Raw genomic sequence first — 19,651 nt, 5'->3', positions numbered from 1 at the left:
TGGATAAAATAAGAGAAACCAGCGGATATAAATTGTTTGCCTTTGGGATAGCGATAACCAATCAACAGAAGGGGAAGAACTGGGCATCAGCATTAAACGAATGACCGTTGGCGGGGGAATTGTTGGTAGACAAACGAAACCAGTTGATCAGGCAGATTCAAAAGGAAATTGGTGGCAGTATCCGCCAATTGAGTCGGGTGCTGGGGCTGGGCAAGATCGTCGTGAAACTGGTATTGAAGCGATGAATATGACGAATAAAACGTCCCCACGTCATATTATACGTCAAATATTAAGAATTGAAAAAGACTTTATCAAAGTTGAAAGATTTTCAGAATTTTTGGGAACAATATGAAAATGGGACAAAGAATGATTAACAATGTTGCCATAATCAACTGAGAGAAGTGAGGCATTTGTGTTTTGCTGTTGAATATAACATCAAATAAGGGTATAATTCAATCAGCAGGAAAGGAGTTGTTGACAATGCCAAATATCAAACCAATATCAGATTTAAGAAACTATACGGAAGTATTGCGGGATGTTGCGGTGGGCGAACCAGTCTTTTTAACAAAAAATGGTCGAGGTAAGTTTGCCATTATTGATATCAATGAATATGAATCATTGAAGGCTTCTCTGAAGCTAATGTCGCAGCTATCTAAAGGCGAACAGGCAGGTCGTGAAAAGGGCTGGCTGACCATCGATGCGGTGGAATCGGAGTTGGGAATTTAAAATGACTAGGCTTCAGATTTCTCCAGAAGCAAGAGATGATTTATTGCTGATTAAAGAATACATATCCGAGGAATTGGGGAATCCCCAGGCCGCAATCGAGTTAATGCGAAAAATCACAGCAAAAATGCGAAACCTGATCGAACATCCTCAACTAGGGCCGTCCTTAACATCACGAATTGCTATGCAAACGAACTATCGTTATCTGACTTGCCAGAATTATATGATTTTTTACTGGTGTGAAGACGACCTCGTTTTTGTGTCTAGAGTTCTTTATGGCAGACGAGACTATCTGCGAATTTTGTTTAAAGATTTACCGGAAGAGTAAAGCAGAAAATTAAGCCGGGTTTAGGTTTGACCCGGCTTTTCATATCAATCCATAGGCAAAGAATGATAAATTGTGTTGAAAGATTCAGTATAAAGGAAGCTCTATGCTTTGCGGTTGACGATGAATAAGGTCTGGAAGGATGAAACTATTCCGAAAGAAAGGGCGCATTCTTATGAATAAGTACACTAACGAAGAATTAACCGAAGCGCTCAGGCCAGTGGTTTCAATTATCAGCAAGTGTGAAAAAGCACAGGTAAAATTTGATGAAGGAACTTCACATTATCGGAGGCTTGAAAATTTAATCAAGGCAACGGATAGTGCTAAAGCTTTGATAGAGGAGCAGCTTACATTGATGGAATAAAAAAACGGCTCCTTTGCATAACCTGGACATGACGAACGAAACGTCCTCGCGTCATTTCTTCACTGGGTCTAAAACGACTGAGCCAGATTGAAGAAAATAAGATCGTCATAACCGACAGCCTGCTCACCCCGGCATACCCGGTAGTGCTGCCGGATACGGCCAAAGCTGAATTCTTAAAACAACTGGCATTTCCCAATATTCGCAATAAAAATAATAAGGTGGTTTACTATCAGGAAATGTATAACAGAGCCTACATCCTCAACCATCAAAAAGCGGATGATGAAATGGTAAAACTCCTGGCTTCAAATATCTGGTATGATCCCCAAAAAACATGGAAAACCTATGAGTTGATTAAAACCCTGGTGGAAAACCAAGACAAAATGAACAAGCTCACCGGAAACGGTGAAAAAATAAAAATGAATCAGGCAATAAAAACAAACCTTGATGAACTAAAGAACATAATTAATGGAGGCTGAAATGGCAGAAGAACTGGAATATAAAAAAGTGGCAGAGACAATCAATGATTTTGCAAACGATAATCTAAGCAAGTTAGCTCAGCTTTTCCCCGCCGCCGTAAAAGACGGCGAGGTGGACTTTGAAGCTTTGAAACAAGAGCTGGGTGCTTTTAAAGAAGTTGGCAGTGAAAAATATGAGCTTACCTGGGCAGGAAAACAGAACGCCAAAAAAGTGGCCCTGGAAGATGTGAATGGTAAAACCCTGAACTATGTGCCGGAAGACAGCAAGAATCCCGAAACCACTGAGAACCTGTATATAGAAGGGGATAACCTGGAGGTCTTAAAGCTGTTGCGTCAGAATTATTATGGGGCCATTAAGATGATCTACATCGACCCGCCTTATAATACCGGGAATGATTTTATCTATAACGATAATTTTGCCATGAGCGTAGAAGAAAGCGAAATTGCTGAGGGGAATCGGGATGAACTGGGAGAGAAATATAAGCCAAACTCTAAATCTCAGAACCGCTATCATGCCAATTGGCTGAATATGATGTATCCGAGATTGAAGATGGCGAAAGATTTATTAACTGAGGATGGGTTAATATTTATAAGTATTAATGATAATGAAGTGGACAATTTAAAAAAGATTTGTGATGAGTTATTTGGTGATCAAAATTTTGTAGCTGATTTAATTTGGAGCAATAAAGAAGGTGGTGGTAGTTCCGATAGTAAATTATTTAGAATAAAACATGAACATATTTTATGTTATGCAAAAAACATTGTAGAAATTGAAATTAAAGGCGTGCCCATAAGTAATGAGGAAAGGTATAAGTCAAGTGACGAGTTTGAAAAAACTAGAGGTAAATATTATTTGCAAAAATTAGGTATGGGTTCAATACAGTATTCAGAATCACTTGATTATCCTATTGAAGCACCTGATGGTTCATTTGTAAAACCAGCAGATAATAATAATGGTAGGAAAGCATGTTGGAGATGGTCGAAAATCAAGTATCAATGGGGATTTGCGAATGGTTTTATAGTAAGGAAAAAAGATAGTAATGATGTTTGGACTATTTATACTAAACAATATCTAAATTGCGACAACGAAGGAAATGTGATAAATAGAACTCAAAGACCAATGGGCGTAATTGAGTCATTCTCCAGTACACAAGCATCAAAATTACTTGAAAATATGAAATTGGGGGGTATTTTTCCATACTCTAAACCTATTGAGTTAGTTAAATATATTATTGAACGTTGTTATACTGATGATGGAATAATTTTAGATTTTTTCTCAGGGTCAGCTACCACAGCACATGCACTAATGCAACTTAATGCACAAGATGAAGGTATTAACAAACGTAAGTTTATTATGGTGCAAATACCAGAAAAAACATCAGAAAATAGCGAAGCAAATCAAACGGGTTATAAGAACATTTGTGAAATCGGCAAGGAACGAATACGCCGTGCAGGTGATAAAATTATTGAAGAAAAACCTGAACTGAAGGGTAAACTGGACATCGGTTTTAAAGTCTTTAAGGTGGCGGATACCAATATCAAATGGAATCATCAAACAGAAATAGATGAACAGTTTACCGTGGATACTGCTGTTTACACCCCAGATCTGATGGACTTTATGCCCGGTGCGAAGGATGAAGACATTGTCTATGAGGTCATGCTGCGGCAAAATGACGTGCCCTTATCGTCAACGCTGGAAACATTAACCGATATCGGACAAAGAACCTATCTCTATGCCAGCAGCTATCTGGTCTGCCTGGAAACCGAGATCACCGTGGCACTGGTTGATAAACTGGCAGCTTTAAATCCGCTGCCATTCAAATTCATTTTCAGAGATTCAGCTTTCCAGGATGATATTGCCTTGAAAGATGAAACCTTCAGACGCTTAAAGGCCTTAATTGAAAAGAATGCCGGTACCAGCAAAAAAACCTATACTGTAGAATTTATTTAAGGAGGAATGGATTATGTCAAACCGTATTACATTCCAATTTGATGATCATCTGGACTACCAGCTTCAGGCCATTCAGTCAGTGGTGGATCTTTTTTCCGGGCTTCAAAAAAACAGCAGCAGTCTCTATAAAACCCAACACACGCATGGTTTAATGAAAAATGTCGCCGTCCGTAATCCTGGTATTGTAGTCGACAGCCGGCTTAAAACAAATCTGAACCGGGTCCAGCTGGACAATGATCTGTTTGCCGATCATAACCTGGAACCCAATCATAATTTTACCATCGAAATGGAAACTGGTACCGGGAAAACCTATGTCTATCTGCGTACTATTTTAGAGCTACATAAAGAATACGAATTTAAAAAGTTTATGATCGTGGTTCCTTCTGTTGCCATCCGTAAAGGGGTAGAAAAATCCATCGATCAGCTAAAAGATCATTTCAAGGCCCTATATGGTGTGGATCTGTCCAAACACAGTTTTGTTTATGACAGTAACAATCCCCAGAAGGTCAGCACCAACCTGGTAGAATCCAACACCTTAAGCATCTGCGTGTTAAACATTCAGGCTTTCAATAAGGATAACAATAAGATCCGTACTGAAGATGAGGGCGGAAAAATTTTATGGAATGAAATTGAATATGTCCAACCGATTGTGATTATTGATGAACCCCAGAAGCTGGAAGGGTCTAAAAGAGATAAATCAAAATCGTTAAAAGCCATCGAGGAATTAAACCCACTGTTTACCCTGCGTTATTCAGCCACCCACAAGCAATTATACAATCAGGTTTACAAGCTCGATTCCTATGCGGCTTACCAGCAGAATCTGGTCAAGAAAATTCAGGTGAAGACTGTCCATGGCATCACCCCCAAAGATTATCCCTATGTGCGCTATGTGGAGTTTACCAAAGATTTAAAAGCCCGGATTGAAATCTTTTCACAGAAACAGGGCGGTCCAATCTGTTTTTCAAACTTTACGGTTGGCGGGAATGCTTCCCTGGAAGACCTGTCAGGGGGCCTGCCCCAGTATAAAGGGATGCGGATTGCTGAAGAGCCCCATAAATTACAGCCCTTAAAAATCTCAACCCCGGGCGAACCGCTGTTTCTTGAAAAAGGACATAGCAATGACAACATTGATCTGAGTGATACGGTGCGCATCCAGGTTCGCCTGGCCATTAGAAATCATCTTGAAAAACAATTGTCAATTCTGAAAACCGGGAAAATCATCAAGACCTTAACCCTATTTTTTGTTGATGCCGTAGCAAAGGTGCGTGATACCAATGCACCGGATGGCCGGGGTGAATATTTAGAAATATTTGATGAAGAATATAGCAGTGAGTATACAAGATTTCTAGAACACAATCACAGTGGGCTCCAGAAATTTGCTGCCTATTTTCCGGAAAAGCCAAATATACAGGCAGTCCGGGAAGGTTATTTTGCCATCGATAAAAATAAAAAAGCCGTCGATGTGGAAGGCTGGAACCCAACAGAAGAAGAGGTTAAACTCAAAGCGAAACCCCAGGAAGATGTGGACCGGGGAATTGAACTGATTCTTGAAAAAAAGGATGAGCTGATTTCTTTTACTGAACCGCTGGCCTTTATCTTTTCCCATTCAGCCCTCCGGGAAGGTTGGGACAATCCCAATGTATTTACCCTCTGCACCTTGAAAGCTGGCGGCTCAGATCTGGCCAAAAAACAGGAGATTGGTCGGGGCCTGCGACTGCCGGTGGACATCACCGGGAATCGCTGCCTGGATGCCAGTATCAATGAGCTGACCGTCATTGCAAATGATTACTATGAAGACTTTGCAGCTGCTCTGCACCGTGATTTCAATGATAAATCCGGTTTTAATAAAAATGAGGTCACAGCGGATATTCTCCAAAATGCCTTGCGAAAGGCCGGGCTACCTTTGCCAGCAATCACCGCAGAATTGGTGGATACCTTTAGAAACGAATTGGTGCAAAATGGTATTTTAAATGAAAAGAATCTTCTTTTCAAATCCATGGAAGACACTACCGCTTTATTGGAAAATTTAACTTTCACAGATGCAACCTTAGCAGCCCATGTCATCAAAATTAAAGAAGAATTTACCACATTAATGGTGCAAAAAGGCACCCGTAAAATCGATATTAAAAATGCCGATAATGAACCTTTCCCCAATCAGATCCGTTCATTTATTAATGAGAGCGAGTTTGCGTCTTTTTACCAGACCTTAACCAATCAGCTTACCAAGCGTTCTATTTATAAATTTAAAATTGAAAAAGATCAATTTATTGCTGAATGCGCAGAAGAACTTAATTTGTATTTAAAAAGTCTGGCTGAACGCATTAAATTTGTCGTAGAGACCGGTAAGGCTGGTTATACCGATGCCCAACTGTTTGAATTGGAAAAAGCCATTGATGAAGACATCGAAACGGCTACAGAAATCCATCTGCTGCCGAAAAGCGATTTTGAAATTGCCAATTATATTATGTACCATACCATGCTGCCCAGACTGGCTATCTTTAAAATCATCAATGGGATTAACAAACGTGACTTGTTAAATAACCAGGATGTTCTGGATACGGTTACCCAGAAAATTCTGACAAAGCTGCAGGATCTTAAAGCCGCTAATGTTATTTCTTATGAAGTCATTGATGGTTATGAACTGGAGACCGCCCAGATCTTTGGCGTGGATTCCATCAGTATTGAAGACTTTAACAACCACGCCCGGGTTTTTCATGCCGATCAATATAAAAAAAGAGCCATTAACGCTTACTACAAACTGGACAGCGACGGTGAACTGGATTTTGCCAAACATCTGGAAGCCGATGATAATGTTCTGTTATTTACCAAACTTAAAAAAGGTGGTTTTGTCATTGATACACCCTACGGTAACTACTCCCCAGACTGGGCCGTTGTTTATCGTGAAGAGGGGCTAAAAGATGGTGAAGTCAGTATTTATTTTATTGTGGAAACCAAAGCTGATAAAGAACAAAGCGATCTGACCCCAGTCGAAACAAGCAAGATAAGTTGTGGCAAGCTACATTTTAAAGCGGTTTCAAATCTGGTGAAATTCGATTGGGTGAATAGTTACCAGGATTTCAAAGTAAAATTTGGCGTGAGATAAGAGAGGAAAAATTAAATGGAAAAGAAAATTGATATTGCGACACTGTATGCACCTGAAATTGAAGATATTGAAAATAAGCTGCGAAATCTAAGAGCTGGACAGTTTGCTGGTTACAATGGCCATGGTTCCAAAGCTGGCTTTTTAGAAAACAAAATAGATGCATTAAAAAAAGATATTGATAATTTAATTCTTAAAATAGAATATGGAAAAGAATCGAAGATGGATTTTATATTAAAACCTTAAATCGTTTCATAAACAGTGACAGGTTGCTGTTTTTTTCAATAAAAAGACAAGCAATCATGTAGAAAAGAAAGCGTTAGAAGAGGTAGTTGATGAACCACGGTAATAAACCGGAAAAATGTACCATAAAGCATTACTTTGAGTTCTATGGTTTAGCTTAATACGGTGGTTGAAAATGATACGTTTATGTTTTCATTATGGCTGGAATGAGTAAATGTAAAATGAAATTTTGACTATATTATTGACAATAATGAAGTGAGGTTTTAATGAATTTACCAGAAAAAATATATAAATATAGAACATTTGTCAAAATAAAATATGTGAAAGATATTTTTAAAAAAAAGCGTCTATATCTAGCAAGAAGGAAAGACTTAAATGATCCGTTTGAAGGGTGTAATTTCAACGTCAGTCTTGGAGTGTCAGGTCAGAGCATACCAAAAGCACTAAATATACATCACCCGATCATTGAAGATCGATTGAATCAACATAGAATATTGTCATTGAGTGAGAATTGTAAAAGTCCGCAAATGTGGGCGCATTATGCAGATAATTATAGAGGTTTTTGTTTGCAGTTTTCGACAAAAAGTACGTTTAGTCAAATTAAGCCGGTTAAATATATACCTAGTGTTACGACACATGATGAACAAAGAATAAAAGGTGGAGAAAAAGAAATCCTTGAAATCATAACGGAATCATATTATAAAAAATGTGAAGAGTGGAAATATGAAAAGGAATATCGGATTCTAAAGCCTGTAAGTCAAGAATATTTTGAATTTGAAATTGGTGAGTTGGAAACAATAATTTTGGGTGTGAATATTACGGAAAAAAATGAAGAGTTGTTAATGAACCAAGCACAGAAATATGGTATCAGAGTTGTGAAAATGTTCGTTTCAAATGAAAATTATAAGATTCGTTTTTTCGATTATGATACTAAGATTGAATACAATGGAAGAAACATTGAAGAATATGAGTGCAAAGATTTTTAAAAGCTATACGGTGTTATTAAGGATTAAAATAATATGAAAATTTGCTTTCAATTGACTTTGGGTACTGTACTAAGTTTTATTTTAAGGTAAGAAAAGTGTCAAGAATTGAACGTAATAAAGGATCATTTTTTAACTAATAACACAATTTATGAGAGGGGTTATTTATGAGAGAAAATAAGTGTGTTATAACTGTAGGCGCTGTTATTGTTATTGCATCTTTGGTTGTAATGTTAATATTAGAATTTTCAGATATTGCTGTACTCCCTTTAATAATTCAACCAGTATTCATTGGTCATAGAGCTTTCTATGTTGGTTTAGTTATGTCAGTTTTCACAGGCGCAATAATAACCGTTGGTTTTTCCATAGTTATTTTTAAGAGAAAACAAAGGGATGTTTTTGAATTTCTAACTTGCCTGCATGATAGAATAATAATTTTTCAATTTAATCTGGAAAGAAAAAAAGATACTGATGTATTGGGTGAAGGGCTTAAAGTATTGAAAGATGAATATACAGAACTGAAAAAAGATCTCGTAGAATTCACATTTAATGAACTTAATTCCATGTTTAAATTCAGTAAAAAAAAACGCAAAATCATCCACTTAATGGATGATAACGTTAGTATACTTTTAGATTGTGAAAAGGAATTAAGCTATTATGAACTCGTTTTTGAAGAAATAATCATTGGCTCAAAAGAACCCCAAAAGTATCAAGCTGTTTACAACAAATTTCTTCTCGAATGTATTAGTCAATTTGACAAAATATTGAAAAATATAGAAAGTATCGAAGCGTTGTATTACACTAAAAAGTATCTCAAAGTGATCAAGAGTTTGCGTTAAAGGTTATAGATCGGTTATTTCGAAATATGAAGACTAGGTGTTATTCCCGCAATGCCGACTTCACCCAGAGCACTGAAATGTGTATTCTGTCAATGGCAATGAATGGTATAGTGTTTTTTGTTCTTGAGAGAACCAGTAACCCCTGGCCGTCGCTGGCCTTCTGCAATAACGACTGACAGTACTCAGCATAGCCAGCCACTTCACCGTCCCCGGTTAAAAGGTCGTTTTGAATCTAATTAATTTCGCCACGCAAGATCATTTCATAATTAACCGGGCAACCCAGATAATCGAGATCCAGATAAATATGGTATTTGTCGATTAAATTAAAAAAAGAATCAACCAGGGCTTTCTTATCCTCATTTTGGGTCAGCCGTCGGATGATGATAATCAGATAGGCGAGAAAAGAATTGCTTTTTAAATCGGGGTATTTTTTAAGCGTAGCAATCCCCAGTTTTGGTGGAGGATTGTAGACCGAGTTATAAAGACGGGCACCATGGGCACATTTATTCCGGAGATTCGATAAGCAATGCAAGTGATTGGATAAAATATCATGCCGTGTCGATAAAGAAGCTGCAATGGTTTCTTTGTCACTGATGTACATCGCATGATACAGTTTCGACAGGTTGGAAAAGGACATGATCTCGACGCAGACCCATAAAGGCATTTTATTCTCGTATTTCGCACGGTGATGTTTGACGATCAATGAATCTTTATTGTAGTTTTCTTCACGGTGGAGGCTTTCAATAATTTTTTTATGACTGTCTTTATTATAAAAATTTCGATCTTCATAATGTCCATCATGGGGGGGCAACTGACATTTATTCAAGGAAAAGCCATAGGCGATGCGGGTACGACAGAGAATTTCGATTTTTTCAAGATAAGATTTTAAGAGATTTCGCAATTCAGTGTCAAACAAATATAGGTTGTGGATTTTCTCAAAGCTGGTACCGGACTGATAGCGGCTTTTTTGGGGGTCGATTCTAAATTGAAGGGCATAACCGGATAAGCGATAGTAATTTGCTTCGCTTAAAACGGACAAGGCAGTTTCATAATCTGGAATTTCAACGCCGTTTTTCTTTAATCGTTCAATTTGATCTACATAACTTAAGGGTGGTTTTAATCCCATTCGATTTCCTCCAAATAAAAAGGGCCAGCATAAACGCCGGCCCTGGTCCCCGATAGGACGTAAAACGTCTCGGGCAACTCTGTTAATATCATTATACCATCAAAGTTTGAATAATCAAGGTTTGGGTCTGAAATAATTCAGTTTTTGTGTTGACCTCTACTTACTCGCTTCCTCAACCGCCACCGCAACAGAAACCGTCGCGCCAACCATTGGGTTGTTACCCATTCCGATCAGGCCCATCATTTCCACGTGGGCGGGAACAGATGAGGAACCGGCAAACTGAGCGTCGGAGTGCATCCGGCCCATGGTGTCGGTCATCCCGTAGGAAGCAGGACCGGAGCCCATATTGTCAGGATGAAGGGTACGGCCGGTGCCACCGCCGGAGGCAACGGAGAAATATTTCTTGCCTTGTTCCAGGGCTTCTTTTTTATAAGTCCCGGCAACCGGGTGCTGGAAACGGGTCGGGTTGGTGGAGTTTCCGGTGATGGAAACATTGACACCTTCATAATGCATGATGGCAACGCCTTCCTGCACATCGTTGCAGCCATAGCAGTTGACGGCAGCCCGTTCACCTTCAGAATAAGGCGTACGGGAAACGATATTGAGTTTTCCGGTTTTGAAATCAAAATCAGTTTTGACATAGGTAAAGCCGTTGACTCGGGAAATAATCAGGGCCGCGTCTTTGCCGAGACCGTTTAAGATCACGCGTAATGGTTTGACTCGGACCTTGTTGGCGGAACGGGCGATGCCGATGGCACCTTCAGCGGCCGCAAAGGATTCGTGTCCGGCCACGAAGGCAAAACATTCGGTGTCTTCTCGCAGGAGCATCGCGCCTAAATTGCCGTGTCCTAAACCAACTTTGCGTTGTTCAGCAACCGAGCCGGGAATACAGAAAGCCTGCAGCCCTTCACCGATGACTTCGGCCGCATCGGCAGCATTGGTAATACCGCGTTTGATGGCCAGTGCAGCGCCCAGGGTATAAGCCCAGCAGGCGTTATCAAAACAGATCGGCTGGATGCTTTTTACGATGGCGGCGACATCGATGCCTTTTTCGTCGCAGATCGCTTTTGCTTCTTCCAGAGAGGCAATGCCATTGGCAGCCAGAACTTCTTCAATTTTAGCGATTCTTCTTTCATAACTTTCAAATAATGCCATGTGATCTCCTCCTATTCTTTTCTTGGATCGATGTATTTGACTGCATCGTCGAATTGTCCGTATTTACCGGAGGCTTTTTCCAAAGCTTCAGCAGGTTCAACACCGTTGTTGATGCTTTCCATCATTTTTCCAAGATGAACGAAGGAGTAACCGACGATTTCATCATTTTTATTCAACGCCAATTTCTGAATATACCCTTCGGCAATTTCAAGGTAGCGTGGTCCTTTGGCCAGGGTGCCGTAAGTGGTGCCGACCTGACTTCTTAAGCCTTTGCCCAAATCCTCAAGACCGGCTCCGATGGGGAGGCCGCCTTCCGAGAAAGCGGTTTGGGTACGACCATATACAATTTGTAAAAACAATTCCCGCATCGCGGTGTTAATTGCATCGCAAACTAAATCCGTGTTGAGTGCTTCCAGAATTGTTTTGCCTGGCATGATTTCAGAGGCCATCGAAGCTGAATGTGTCATTCCCGAACAACCGATTGTTTCAATCAGACATTCCTCGATGATGCCATCCTTTACATTGAGAGTCAGCTTGCAGGCGCCCTGCTGAGGAGCGCACCAGCCGATACCATGGGTTAAGCCGGAGATATCGGTAACGTCCTTTGCCTGAACCCACTTGCCCTCCTCGGGGATCGGTGCACAACCGTGGTTTGCATTATTGCCAACGGTACACATACTTTTAATTTCGTGAGAATATTCCATTCATTAATCTCCCTTCAAAAAATTACTCATTTTTATTATAGACGTAAAATATTAAAAATAACAGGTAATTTTTATGTTATTAAGAAAAACAGGGGAAAAATACCCGTATTGGACAAAAAGTTGAATTGATGATTGATGAAAATCGATGTAGAATGAATCAGAAGCCTGAAATAGGTGAATTTTAGCTGCAAATTTTAAAGTTATCTTAACATTCAATTAAATAAAACCATGAAGATCAGACAGTTGTCGAATTGACTAGGAAGGGATGGAAAAGAATGGAATTAAAAAATAAATTAAGCTTTGGCGCCAAACGCGTAGAATATCTGATGGAAGAATATTTCGATCGCGAGAAAACGCTGGGCTATTGCAAGCAGTGTCCCAATTTTTCTAAGTATTGGTCATGTCCTACTTACATCTTTGATGAAGCAATCTTTTTGAAACAGTTTAAATATATGCATATCATTGGAAGACAGTTTGAAGTGCCGAGGGATGATATCCGGAATATCCGCGATCCCAAGGAGATCAGCCGCTATTGCACCGAAAAGCTCGATGCGATGAAAGTGATGACCTGGAAAACACTCCTGGAGATTGAGAACGAAGTGGAGGGTGCCATCGGGCTGATTCCCGGCAACTGCCCCATTTGTGAAATCCAGAAGTTGCCCTGTGCCCGAAAATCCAATCAGCCGTGCCGAAATCCCGGCCTGATGCGGTACTCACTGGAATCGCTGGGATTCGACGTGGCCTCGCTGGTCAAATATGAGGTGGGGATGACCCTGGAATGGCCGGAAAATATGCGCCTGCCCAAGGTGCTGACATCGGTTTCGGCGATTCTGTGCAACGAGGAGATTCCGAAAGAGATCTTGCGAAAATATTTCCCGGATAAAAAGAAAAGCTGGGTCAAGTATGCGCCGGATCAGTACGATACCGGTTTTCATGTCTCGGAAAAAATCAAGCCGTCGGAAACGATTCATGGCAAGTTAGAAGAGGTTAAGGCCACTGCTCAGATCATCGATGATGAGATCCCGCCATACCGTCCCCAAAAAAGCTGGGTTGGCTATAAAGCGGAAAGAAATCCGGAAGATGCGCCGACAAAAATGGGCTGGACAGTGACGGTTCAGGGCGAGGAAACGACAGAGCCGGAAAAGACACCCGAGGAAGTGGCAGCTGAACAGGTGTTTGAAGAGGACACCGCTCCGGAAGTCAAGGAAGAAGTGATTGTCGTGGCGGCTGTTCCCGAAGAAACGGCGGAACCGGAACCGGAGCTAGAAGAAGAGGATGATTCCCAATACCGTTGGCTCGGGTTCAAGGCGAAGGCGGATGATGATGAATTTCTCAAACGGCCGATCCGAAAAATGAGCGAACTGGTGCTGGACGGGGAAGAAGCAGCTGATCCGGAAAAGGCAAGTGCCGATGTAGAAGAGCCGGAGCCGGAAGCGGTCGAAGCGGCACCGCCGGCTGCGAACATGCCGGTTGCTGAGGAAACGATCGTTCCGGAAGTCGCCTCAGAGGAAGTCATCATCGAAGCGGCTGCAAAAGAAACGGACGAAACAGAACCGGTAGCAGAAGAGGATGATTCAAAATATCAGTGGCTGGGTTTCAAAACCCGGGTGGATGATGAGGAAGAGCCCATCGTCACCAAGAACACATTGTCAACTTTAAACATTCCCGAATAAATTATCCCGATAAAAAAAATAGCATCTAACAACATGGATTGTTTCTGCTGTTGCTGATTTTTCAGCACTGTGGACACAATCTATTTGCATATCAGGCATCTTAAGGTATAATCAGATAAAAGGTCTACCGAATTGGTTCGCGCAAACCGGCAGCGAAACTCACGGCAGTTTGGCAAATGCCGAAGATAACGATAAGAAGGAGAAAAATGATGTATTATTCAGCAGATATTGGTGTTATTGGCGGTTCTGGTCTATATGAATTGGGTAAAGAGGTAAAAAAAATTGAAGTAGATACGCCTTACGGAAAACCATCCGATGAAGTGAGTTTACTGAAAGTCGGTGCTAAGACCATCGCATTCATCCCGCGTCATGGCAAAGAGCATACTCTCAATCCTTCAGAAATCAATTATCGGGCGAATATCCATGCCTTAAAAAGCCTGGGCGTCAAAGCCGTTGTTTCTCCGTGCTGTGTCGGCAGCCTGAAATTTGCAATGAAACCCGGCGATTTTGTGGTGACCGATCAGTTTATCAACCTGACCTCCGGCCGAAAAGATACATTTTTTGAAAAACCCAAGGTGAATCACTTAAGCTCAGCCCATCCCTATGATGACAAGCTCAGAGTGCTGGCGATTGAAGCAGCAAAGGAATGCGGCATTCCCGTCCATGATGGCGGCACCGTGATGGTCATCAACGGGCCCCGTTTTTCAACCGTGGCTGAAAGCCGCATGTTTGCACTGCTGGGCGCGGATGTGGTCAATATGACCCAGTATCCCGAGGGGTATCTGTGTCTGGAGCAGGAAATTCCGGTGGTGAACATTGCCCTGATCACCGATTATGATGCCGGCCTGGAAGGACATCCGGACATCAAACCGGTGACCAACGACGAAGTGATCCGGGTTCTGAATGAAAATGCGGAAAAAGTGAAGGCGCTGATCTTCAAATTTGTCGAAAAATTCGAGGTGTAAGGTGAAGCCGGTTTATTGTGAGGACGGGGAACTGAAACTGATCGATCAGACCAAGCTTCCCACAGAACTGATTATCCGCTCGTATACCGATCATCGCGAGATTGCCAAAGCGATCGTCGATATGATCGTGCGGGGCGCACCGGCCATCGGAGTAACCGCCGGCTATGGGGTTTATTTTGGTGCGCTGGAATATATTGACGAGCCCAAAGCGATTTTTTATGATAAAATGAAAGAAGTCTGCGCATTGCTTGCCGCCACCCGTCCGACCGCCGTCAATCTGTTCTGGGCAATCCGGCGGATGGAAAAAGTGCTGGCGGACAATCAGGATAAAACCTGTTCTCAGATTATCGAACTGCTCAGAGAAGAAGCGGATGACATCTGCGCCGAAGACATCAAAATGTGCAAGGATATGGGAAAACACGGCGCCGAGCTGATTCATGCCGGCGATACCATCCTGACGCACTGCAACGCCGGCGCCCTGGCGACGGCGGATTACGGCACCGCGCTGGGCGTGATCCGCGCGGCTCATGAGGCGGGCAAGAACATTTCCGTCTATGCCGATGAAACGCGACCTTTTCTGCAGGGCGCCCGGCTGACGGCCTACGAGCTGCAGGCTGACGGCATTCCGGTCACTCTGATCACCGACAACATGGCCGGCTGGATGATGAAGCAGGGAAAAATCGACGGCGTGATTGTGGGGGCGGACCGCATCGCGTCCAATGGGGATGTGGCCAACAAAATCGGCACCTATTCGGTATCGGTGCTGGCCAAAGCGCATGGGATTCCGATGTATGTGGCGGCACCGACATCGACCATCGATTTTTCGATCAAGTCCGGCGACGAGATTGTGATTGAAGAACGGGACTGCCGGGAAATCAGTCACATCTGCGGGATTCAGATCGCGCCGGATGGTGTGGCGATGGAAAACCCGGCCTTTGATGTGACGCCGCATCAGAATGTGACGGCGATTATTACCGAAAAAGGGGTGGTCTATCCGCCCTTTGATATCAATATTCCAAAGTTAAGTGGGGAAAAATGAAAGTAAATATATTATTTCCCGTTCTGGATGAAGAACGGCGACTGGAAAAAGGGATTCTGAAAACCCTGGTTTTCCTGAAGAAGAACAAACTGTTTGAGTATCAGCTGACCATCATCGATAATGGATCGACCGATGCAACGGAAGAAATCAGCCGGCGCCTCTGCGCGAAACACGAAGAGGTGCGCTATCTGAAAACGGCACAACGTGGTGTTGGTGTGGCCTTGAGAACCGGCATTGCCGATAATGACTGCGATATCGTCGGTTATATGGACATCGATTTGTCCACAAAAATCGATCATCTCAGAGAGGTGAAGGAGATTTTTGAAAACCAGCCCGAGGTGCAGGTCATCAAGGGTTCCCGGTTGATGAAGGATTCCACGGTCATCGGGCGCAAGCCGTCCCGGGAGTTTACCTCGCAGGGGCTGAACACCCTGCTGCACATTGTGTTCGGGAACAAATTCACCGATGCGCTCTGTGGGTTTGATTTCTACCGGAAAGAAACCATCGAGAAACTGATTGCGGCTTCCAGCCAGGACAATGGCTGGTTTTATACCGTTGAGCTGCTGCTGCGGGCGGAGCGGATGGGTCTTGAAGTCCACGACATCCCGGTGATCTGGCAGGATGATTACGATACTAAAGTAAAAGTTATAAAAACTGTGGTATCCTATCTCCGGCAAATTCAGTTTTTGAAATCAGAATTTATCAGGGAAGACCGCAAGGCTTCCAGAGTATAGAATACGCGATTATTTAAATATTGACAGAGGTGGAGACGAGGATGAAGGTACCTGCAAATAACTTATTGAGACATTACGAAGAACATCAGGATGAATACGAAAAAAAAGCGCTGGAAATTATGCGAAGCGGCAACTATGTGCTGGGGAATGAAGTGGAAACATTCGAGCAGGACTTCGCAAAATATATCGGAACAAAATACTGCGTGGGACTGGGCAACGGTCTGGATGCGCTGTGGCTTTCCTTCCGGATTTTAGGCGTTGGCCCCGGGGACGAAGTCATCGTTCAGGCCAATACCTACATCGCCAGTGTGATGGGAATCACCATCAACGGTGCGACTCCGGTCTTTGTTGAACCGGATGAGTATCATTCCATCGATGCGGACAAAATCGAAGAAAAAATCACCGCCAAAACGAAAGCGGTCCTGGTTGTGCATCTTTACGGCGAATGCTGCGAAATGGACAAGATCGTGGACATCACCAGAAAACACAACCTCTACCTGGTGGAGGACTGTGCCCAAAGCCATGGTGCCACCTTTAAAGGACAGGCAACCGGTTCTTTCGGCGATATCGGCTGTTTCAGCTTTTATCCGTCCAAAAATCTCGGCGCCTTCGGCGACGGCGGCGGCGTGACCGTCAATACCGAAGCGCTTTACAAAGCGTTTCGGATGTACCGTTTCTATGGCAGCGAAAAACGCTACTACAACAAAGTGGTGGGAACCAACTCGCGGCTGGACGAATTTCAGGCGGGGATGCTCAATGTCAAGCTAAAGTATCTGGATGCCTTGAATGAAGACCGCCGCCGGGTCTGCAATACCTATCTGGCCGGCATCAAGAATCCGGTGATCCAGCTGCCGAAATGCCGAAAGGATTCGAAAGCCGTCTGGCATCAGTTTGTCGTCATGACACCCTACCGGGATGAATTCAAGGATTATCTGGAAGAGCAGGGCATCGGCAGCATCATTCATTATCCGATACCGCCGCATCTGTCCGAGGCCTATGCCTATCTGAATGTTAAAAAGGGCAGCCTGCCGATCACCGAAAGGGTGGCCAACGAGGTGCTCTCGCTGCCATTGTTCTACGGCATGACGCAAGCGGAGATGGATACAGTCATCGACGCGATCAATGCCTTTGTGCCAAAGGCGCTGGAGCAATAAGATGGCCTGGGACAAAATCATTATCGGAGCCGGCCTCTACGGTCTCTATGCGGCGAAAGCCTGCGGCGAGCGTGGAGAACGGGTTTTGGTGCTGGAATGGGAAGCGGCGCCGTTTAAACGGGCGACCTATATCAATCAGGCGCGGGTCCATATGGGTTACCATTATCCGCGGTCCTATGCGACGGCGATTAAATCGGCCCATTATTTCAACCGCTTTATCAGGGATTACGACTTCTGCATTCACAGCGAATTTGAGCAGGTTTATGCGACCAGCGGCAGCTTCAGCTGGACCAATCGGGAACAGTTCGTCCAGTTCTGCCGGGCAGCGGAAATTCCCTGTGAAGAAGTGGTTCCGGAAAAGTATTTCAAAAAGGGCATGTGCGACGGCGCCTTTCTGACCAAGGAATACACCTATGACGCTGCCATTCTGGGGCAGTTTTTTATGGACGCGATTGAGAAGCTTGACAATGTCGAGATCCGCTACGGCGTTCGCATCCGGGATATTGTCAGACAGCGCGATGTCTATGAGATTCTGCTTGAAAATGGCGAACGGGTGGAAACCGGCTTTCTGCTCAATGCCACCTACGGATCAACCAACCAGATTCTTGATCTGGCCGGTTTTGAGGCGTTTAAAATAAAGTACGAGCTCTGCGAGATCATTCTCTGCGAGGCGAAAGAACAGCTGCTCGATGTGGGGATTACCGTGATGGACGGCCCGTTTTTTTCGATCATGCCGTTCGGAAAAACCGGCAGCCATTCGCTGACATCGGTGACGTTTACGCCGCATGTGTCTTCTTTTGAGAGCCTGCCGGCTTTCCATTGCCAGGCGCGAAGTGGCGGTTACTGCACGCCGCAACAGCTGGGCAACTGCAACGATTGTCCGGCGCAGCCGGAATCGGCCTGGCCTTACATGTCGAGTATGGCAAGAAAGTATCTGAAAGAAGCCTACGGTTTTAGCTACACCGGTTCGCTGTTTTCGATGAAGCCGATACTCAAGGCGTCGGAAGTGGACGATTCCCGGCCGACGGTGATCCGAAAGGCCAGCGAAAAGCCGACCTTTGTTTCCGTTTTATCGGGGAAGATCAATACAGTTTATGATTTAGATGAGGTGTTGCGAAATGACTGAAGCGCAAAAGAATACCATTGAAATAAAAGAAAAAGAAAAAAACTTTGTCTCGGCGGTCATCTATGTTTACAATGATGCTCAGCGGGTTCGGGATTTTCTGCTCAAAATCAATGCGGTTTTAAGCGAGAATTTTGATCACTACCAGATCATCTGTGTGAACGACGCATCGGACGACGGCAGCATTGAGGCCATCCGGGAGACGGCCAAAACCATCACGGGAACGGTGATCAATGTGGTCAACATGAGTTTTTATCAGGGCGTGGAGCTTTCGATGAATGCGGGAATCGATATCTCGATCGGCGATTTTGTCTTTGAATTTGACAAGATGGCAACGGATTATGACCTCAGTCTGATCATGGCGGTCTATCACCGGTCGCTGACTGGCTTCGATATCGTCAACGCTGCTCCCCAAAAATGCGGACGCAAAACTTCCAAGCTGTTCTATACCGTGTTCAACCGTTATTCCCACAGTCCTCATCCACTGCGAACGGAAAATTTCCGGGTGCTGTCGAGGCGGGCGATCAACCGAGTCCATTCAATGAGCAAAACCATTCCCTATCGGAAAGCGGTTTATGCCAACTGCGGACTGAAAATCGACACCATTGAATACGACAACGATCTGTCCAGTACCAGAGAGTATGACAAGGAGACCCGGCATCAGCGCAAGGAAATGGCGGCGGACTCGCTGATTCTGTACACCAATGTGGCCTACCGGGCCTCGCTGCTGGCGGCGGTTTTTATGATGGTGGCGACCCTGGGCATCGGCATTTACACTCTGGCCTGCTTCTTTACGGATCAGGTCATTTCGGGTTACACTTCGACGATGATGGTGATCGTGTTCGGATTCTTCGGCGTCTTCGCAATCCTGGCGGTGGTGATCAAATACCTGTCGATGCTGATCGATCTGGTCTTCAGCAAACAGAAATACACCATCGAATCGGTAGAAACGATGAGTGAATAAATACAGTAAA

Annotated in this window: 20 protein-coding genes; 17 read left to right on the top strand and 3 right to left on the bottom strand. The window is 43.6% G+C overall.

Annotated elements, in window-relative coordinates; translation table 11 throughout:
• The first annotated feature begins 122 nt into the window (after window positions 1-122).
• The 10 genes from GH808_RS15530 to GH808_RS04330 all read left to right on the top strand — a co-directional run bounded on the left by GH808_RS15530 (window position 123) and on the right by GH808_RS04330 (window position 9,004).
• The gene (locus tag GH808_RS15530) at window positions 123-245 is read left to right on the top strand and encodes a hypothetical protein (protein ID WP_279289660.1); all 123 of its coding nucleotides are present in this window, start codon (window positions 123-125) and stop codon (window positions 243-245) included.
• A gap of 235 nt (window positions 246-480) precedes the next feature.
• Entirely contained in the window at window positions 481-726 is a 246-nt protein-coding gene (locus tag GH808_RS04370; RefSeq protein ID WP_186841568.1) for a type II toxin-antitoxin system prevent-host-death family antitoxin, read from the top strand.
• Between the two features lies 1 nt (window position 727).
• On the top strand, window positions 728-1,051 hold the full coding sequence (locus tag GH808_RS04365; protein ID WP_186841567.1) for a type II toxin-antitoxin system RelE/ParE family toxin: 324 nt from the start codon (window positions 728-730) through the stop codon (window positions 1,049-1,051).
• A gap of 172 nt (window positions 1,052-1,223) precedes the next feature.
• On the top strand, window positions 1,224-1,412 hold the full coding sequence (locus GH808_RS04360) for a hypothetical protein (protein ID WP_186841566.1): 189 nt from the start codon (window positions 1,224-1,226) through the stop codon (window positions 1,410-1,412).
• Window positions 1,413-1,465: 53 nt separating this feature from the next.
• Window positions 1,466-1,888 carry a DUF4391 domain-containing protein gene (locus tag GH808_RS04355; RefSeq protein ID WP_186841641.1) on the top strand — a complete coding sequence of 141 codons (423 nt, stop codon included), beginning with the start codon at window positions 1,466-1,468 and terminating at the stop codon, window positions 1,886-1,888.
• A 1-nt stretch (window position 1,889) separates the two neighbouring features.
• On the top strand, window positions 1,890-3,839 hold the full coding sequence (locus GH808_RS04350; protein ID WP_243166101.1) for a site-specific DNA-methyltransferase: 1,950 nt from the start codon (window positions 1,890-1,892) through the stop codon (window positions 3,837-3,839).
• Between the two features lie 13 nt (window positions 3,840-3,852).
• Window positions 3,853-6,942 (top strand): restriction endonuclease, encoded by a 3,090-nt coding sequence (locus GH808_RS04345; protein ID WP_186841565.1) that lies wholly within the window; start codon window positions 3,853-3,855, stop codon window positions 6,940-6,942.
• Between the two features lie 15 nt (window positions 6,943-6,957).
• The gene (locus GH808_RS04340) at window positions 6,958-7,185 is read left to right on the top strand and encodes a hypothetical protein (protein ID WP_186841564.1); all 228 of its coding nucleotides are present in this window, start codon (window positions 6,958-6,960) and stop codon (window positions 7,183-7,185) included.
• 263 nt (window positions 7,186-7,448) lie between these two features.
• Complete coding sequence (locus GH808_RS04335) at window positions 7,449-8,168, top strand: DUF2971 domain-containing protein (protein ID WP_186841563.1); 720 nt, start codon at window positions 7,449-7,451, stop codon at window positions 8,166-8,168.
• A gap of 164 nt (window positions 8,169-8,332) precedes the next feature.
• Window positions 8,333-9,004: a hypothetical protein gene (locus GH808_RS04330; RefSeq protein WP_186841562.1), complete on the top strand. Its 672-nt coding sequence runs from the start codon at window positions 8,333-8,335 to the stop codon at window positions 9,002-9,004.
• 232 nt (window positions 9,005-9,236) lie between these two features.
• On the opposite strand, the gene GH808_RS04325 is transcribed toward GH808_RS04330, so the two are convergent.
• The 3 genes from GH808_RS04325 to GH808_RS04315 form a co-directional block, all read right to left on the bottom strand.
• Complete coding sequence (locus GH808_RS04325; RefSeq protein WP_186841561.1) at window positions 9,237-10,130, bottom strand: Abi family protein; 894 nt, start codon at window positions 10,128-10,130, stop codon at window positions 9,237-9,239.
• A gap of 156 nt (window positions 10,131-10,286) precedes the next feature.
• Window positions 10,287-11,285 (bottom strand): GGGtGRT protein, encoded by a 999-nt coding sequence (locus tag GH808_RS04320; RefSeq protein ID WP_186841560.1) that lies wholly within the window; start codon window positions 11,283-11,285, stop codon window positions 10,287-10,289.
• An 11-nt stretch (window positions 11,286-11,296) separates the two neighbouring features.
• A complete protein-coding gene (locus tag GH808_RS04315; protein ID WP_186841559.1) occupies window positions 11,297-11,989 on the bottom strand; it encodes an iron-sulfur cluster assembly scaffold protein in 693 nt (230 codons plus the stop codon).
• Between the two features lie 275 nt (window positions 11,990-12,264).
• On the opposite strand from GH808_RS04315, the gene GH808_RS04310 reads away from it, so the two are divergent.
• The 7 genes from GH808_RS04310 to GH808_RS04280 all read left to right on the top strand — a co-directional run bounded on the left by GH808_RS04310 (window position 12,265) and on the right by GH808_RS04280 (window position 19,641).
• Window positions 12,265-13,662: a DUF2284 domain-containing protein gene (locus tag GH808_RS04310; RefSeq protein ID WP_186841558.1), complete on the top strand. Its 1,398-nt coding sequence runs from the start codon at window positions 12,265-12,267 to the stop codon at window positions 13,660-13,662.
• Window positions 13,663-13,868: 206 nt separating this feature from the next.
• Window positions 13,869-14,627: an MTAP family purine nucleoside phosphorylase gene (locus GH808_RS04305; protein ID WP_311135749.1), complete on the top strand. Its 759-nt coding sequence runs from the start codon at window positions 13,869-13,871 to the stop codon at window positions 14,625-14,627.
• A gap of 1 nt (window position 14,628) precedes the next feature.
• Window positions 14,629-15,666 (top strand): S-methyl-5-thioribose-1-phosphate isomerase, encoded by a 1,038-nt coding sequence (mtnA, locus tag GH808_RS04300; RefSeq protein ID WP_186841557.1) that lies wholly within the window; start codon window positions 14,629-14,631, stop codon window positions 15,664-15,666.
• On the top strand, window positions 15,663-16,400 hold the full coding sequence (locus GH808_RS04295) for a glycosyltransferase (protein WP_186841556.1): 738 nt from the start codon (window positions 15,663-15,665) through the stop codon (window positions 16,398-16,400). The genes mtnA and GH808_RS04295 overlap by 4 nt, the downstream gene beginning before the upstream one ends.
• A 41-nt stretch (window positions 16,401-16,441) precedes the next feature.
• Window positions 16,442-17,554 (top strand): DegT/DnrJ/EryC1/StrS family aminotransferase, encoded by a 1,113-nt coding sequence (locus GH808_RS04290; RefSeq protein WP_186841555.1) that lies wholly within the window; start codon window positions 16,442-16,444, stop codon window positions 17,552-17,554.
• Between the two features lies 1 nt (window position 17,555).
• Complete coding sequence (locus GH808_RS04285; RefSeq protein ID WP_186841554.1) at window positions 17,556-18,680, top strand: FAD-dependent oxidoreductase; 1,125 nt, start codon at window positions 17,556-17,558, stop codon at window positions 18,678-18,680.
• Window positions 18,673-19,641, top strand: a complete 969-nt coding sequence (locus GH808_RS04280) for a glycosyltransferase (protein ID WP_186841553.1) — start codon at window positions 18,673-18,675, stop codon at window positions 19,639-19,641. Before GH808_RS04285 ends, GH808_RS04280 begins: the two co-directional genes overlap by 8 nt.
• Window positions 19,642-19,651: the final 10 nt, after the last annotated feature.

Source organism: Acetobacterium fimetarium (genome assembly GCF_014284475.1).
In the GTDB taxonomy this organism is placed as follows: Bacteria; Bacillota; Clostridia; order Eubacteriales; family Eubacteriaceae; genus Acetobacterium; species Acetobacterium fimetarium.
The sequence above is the reverse complement of the archived record's forward strand: the minus strand, read 5'-3'. Positions and strand labels throughout refer to the sequence as shown.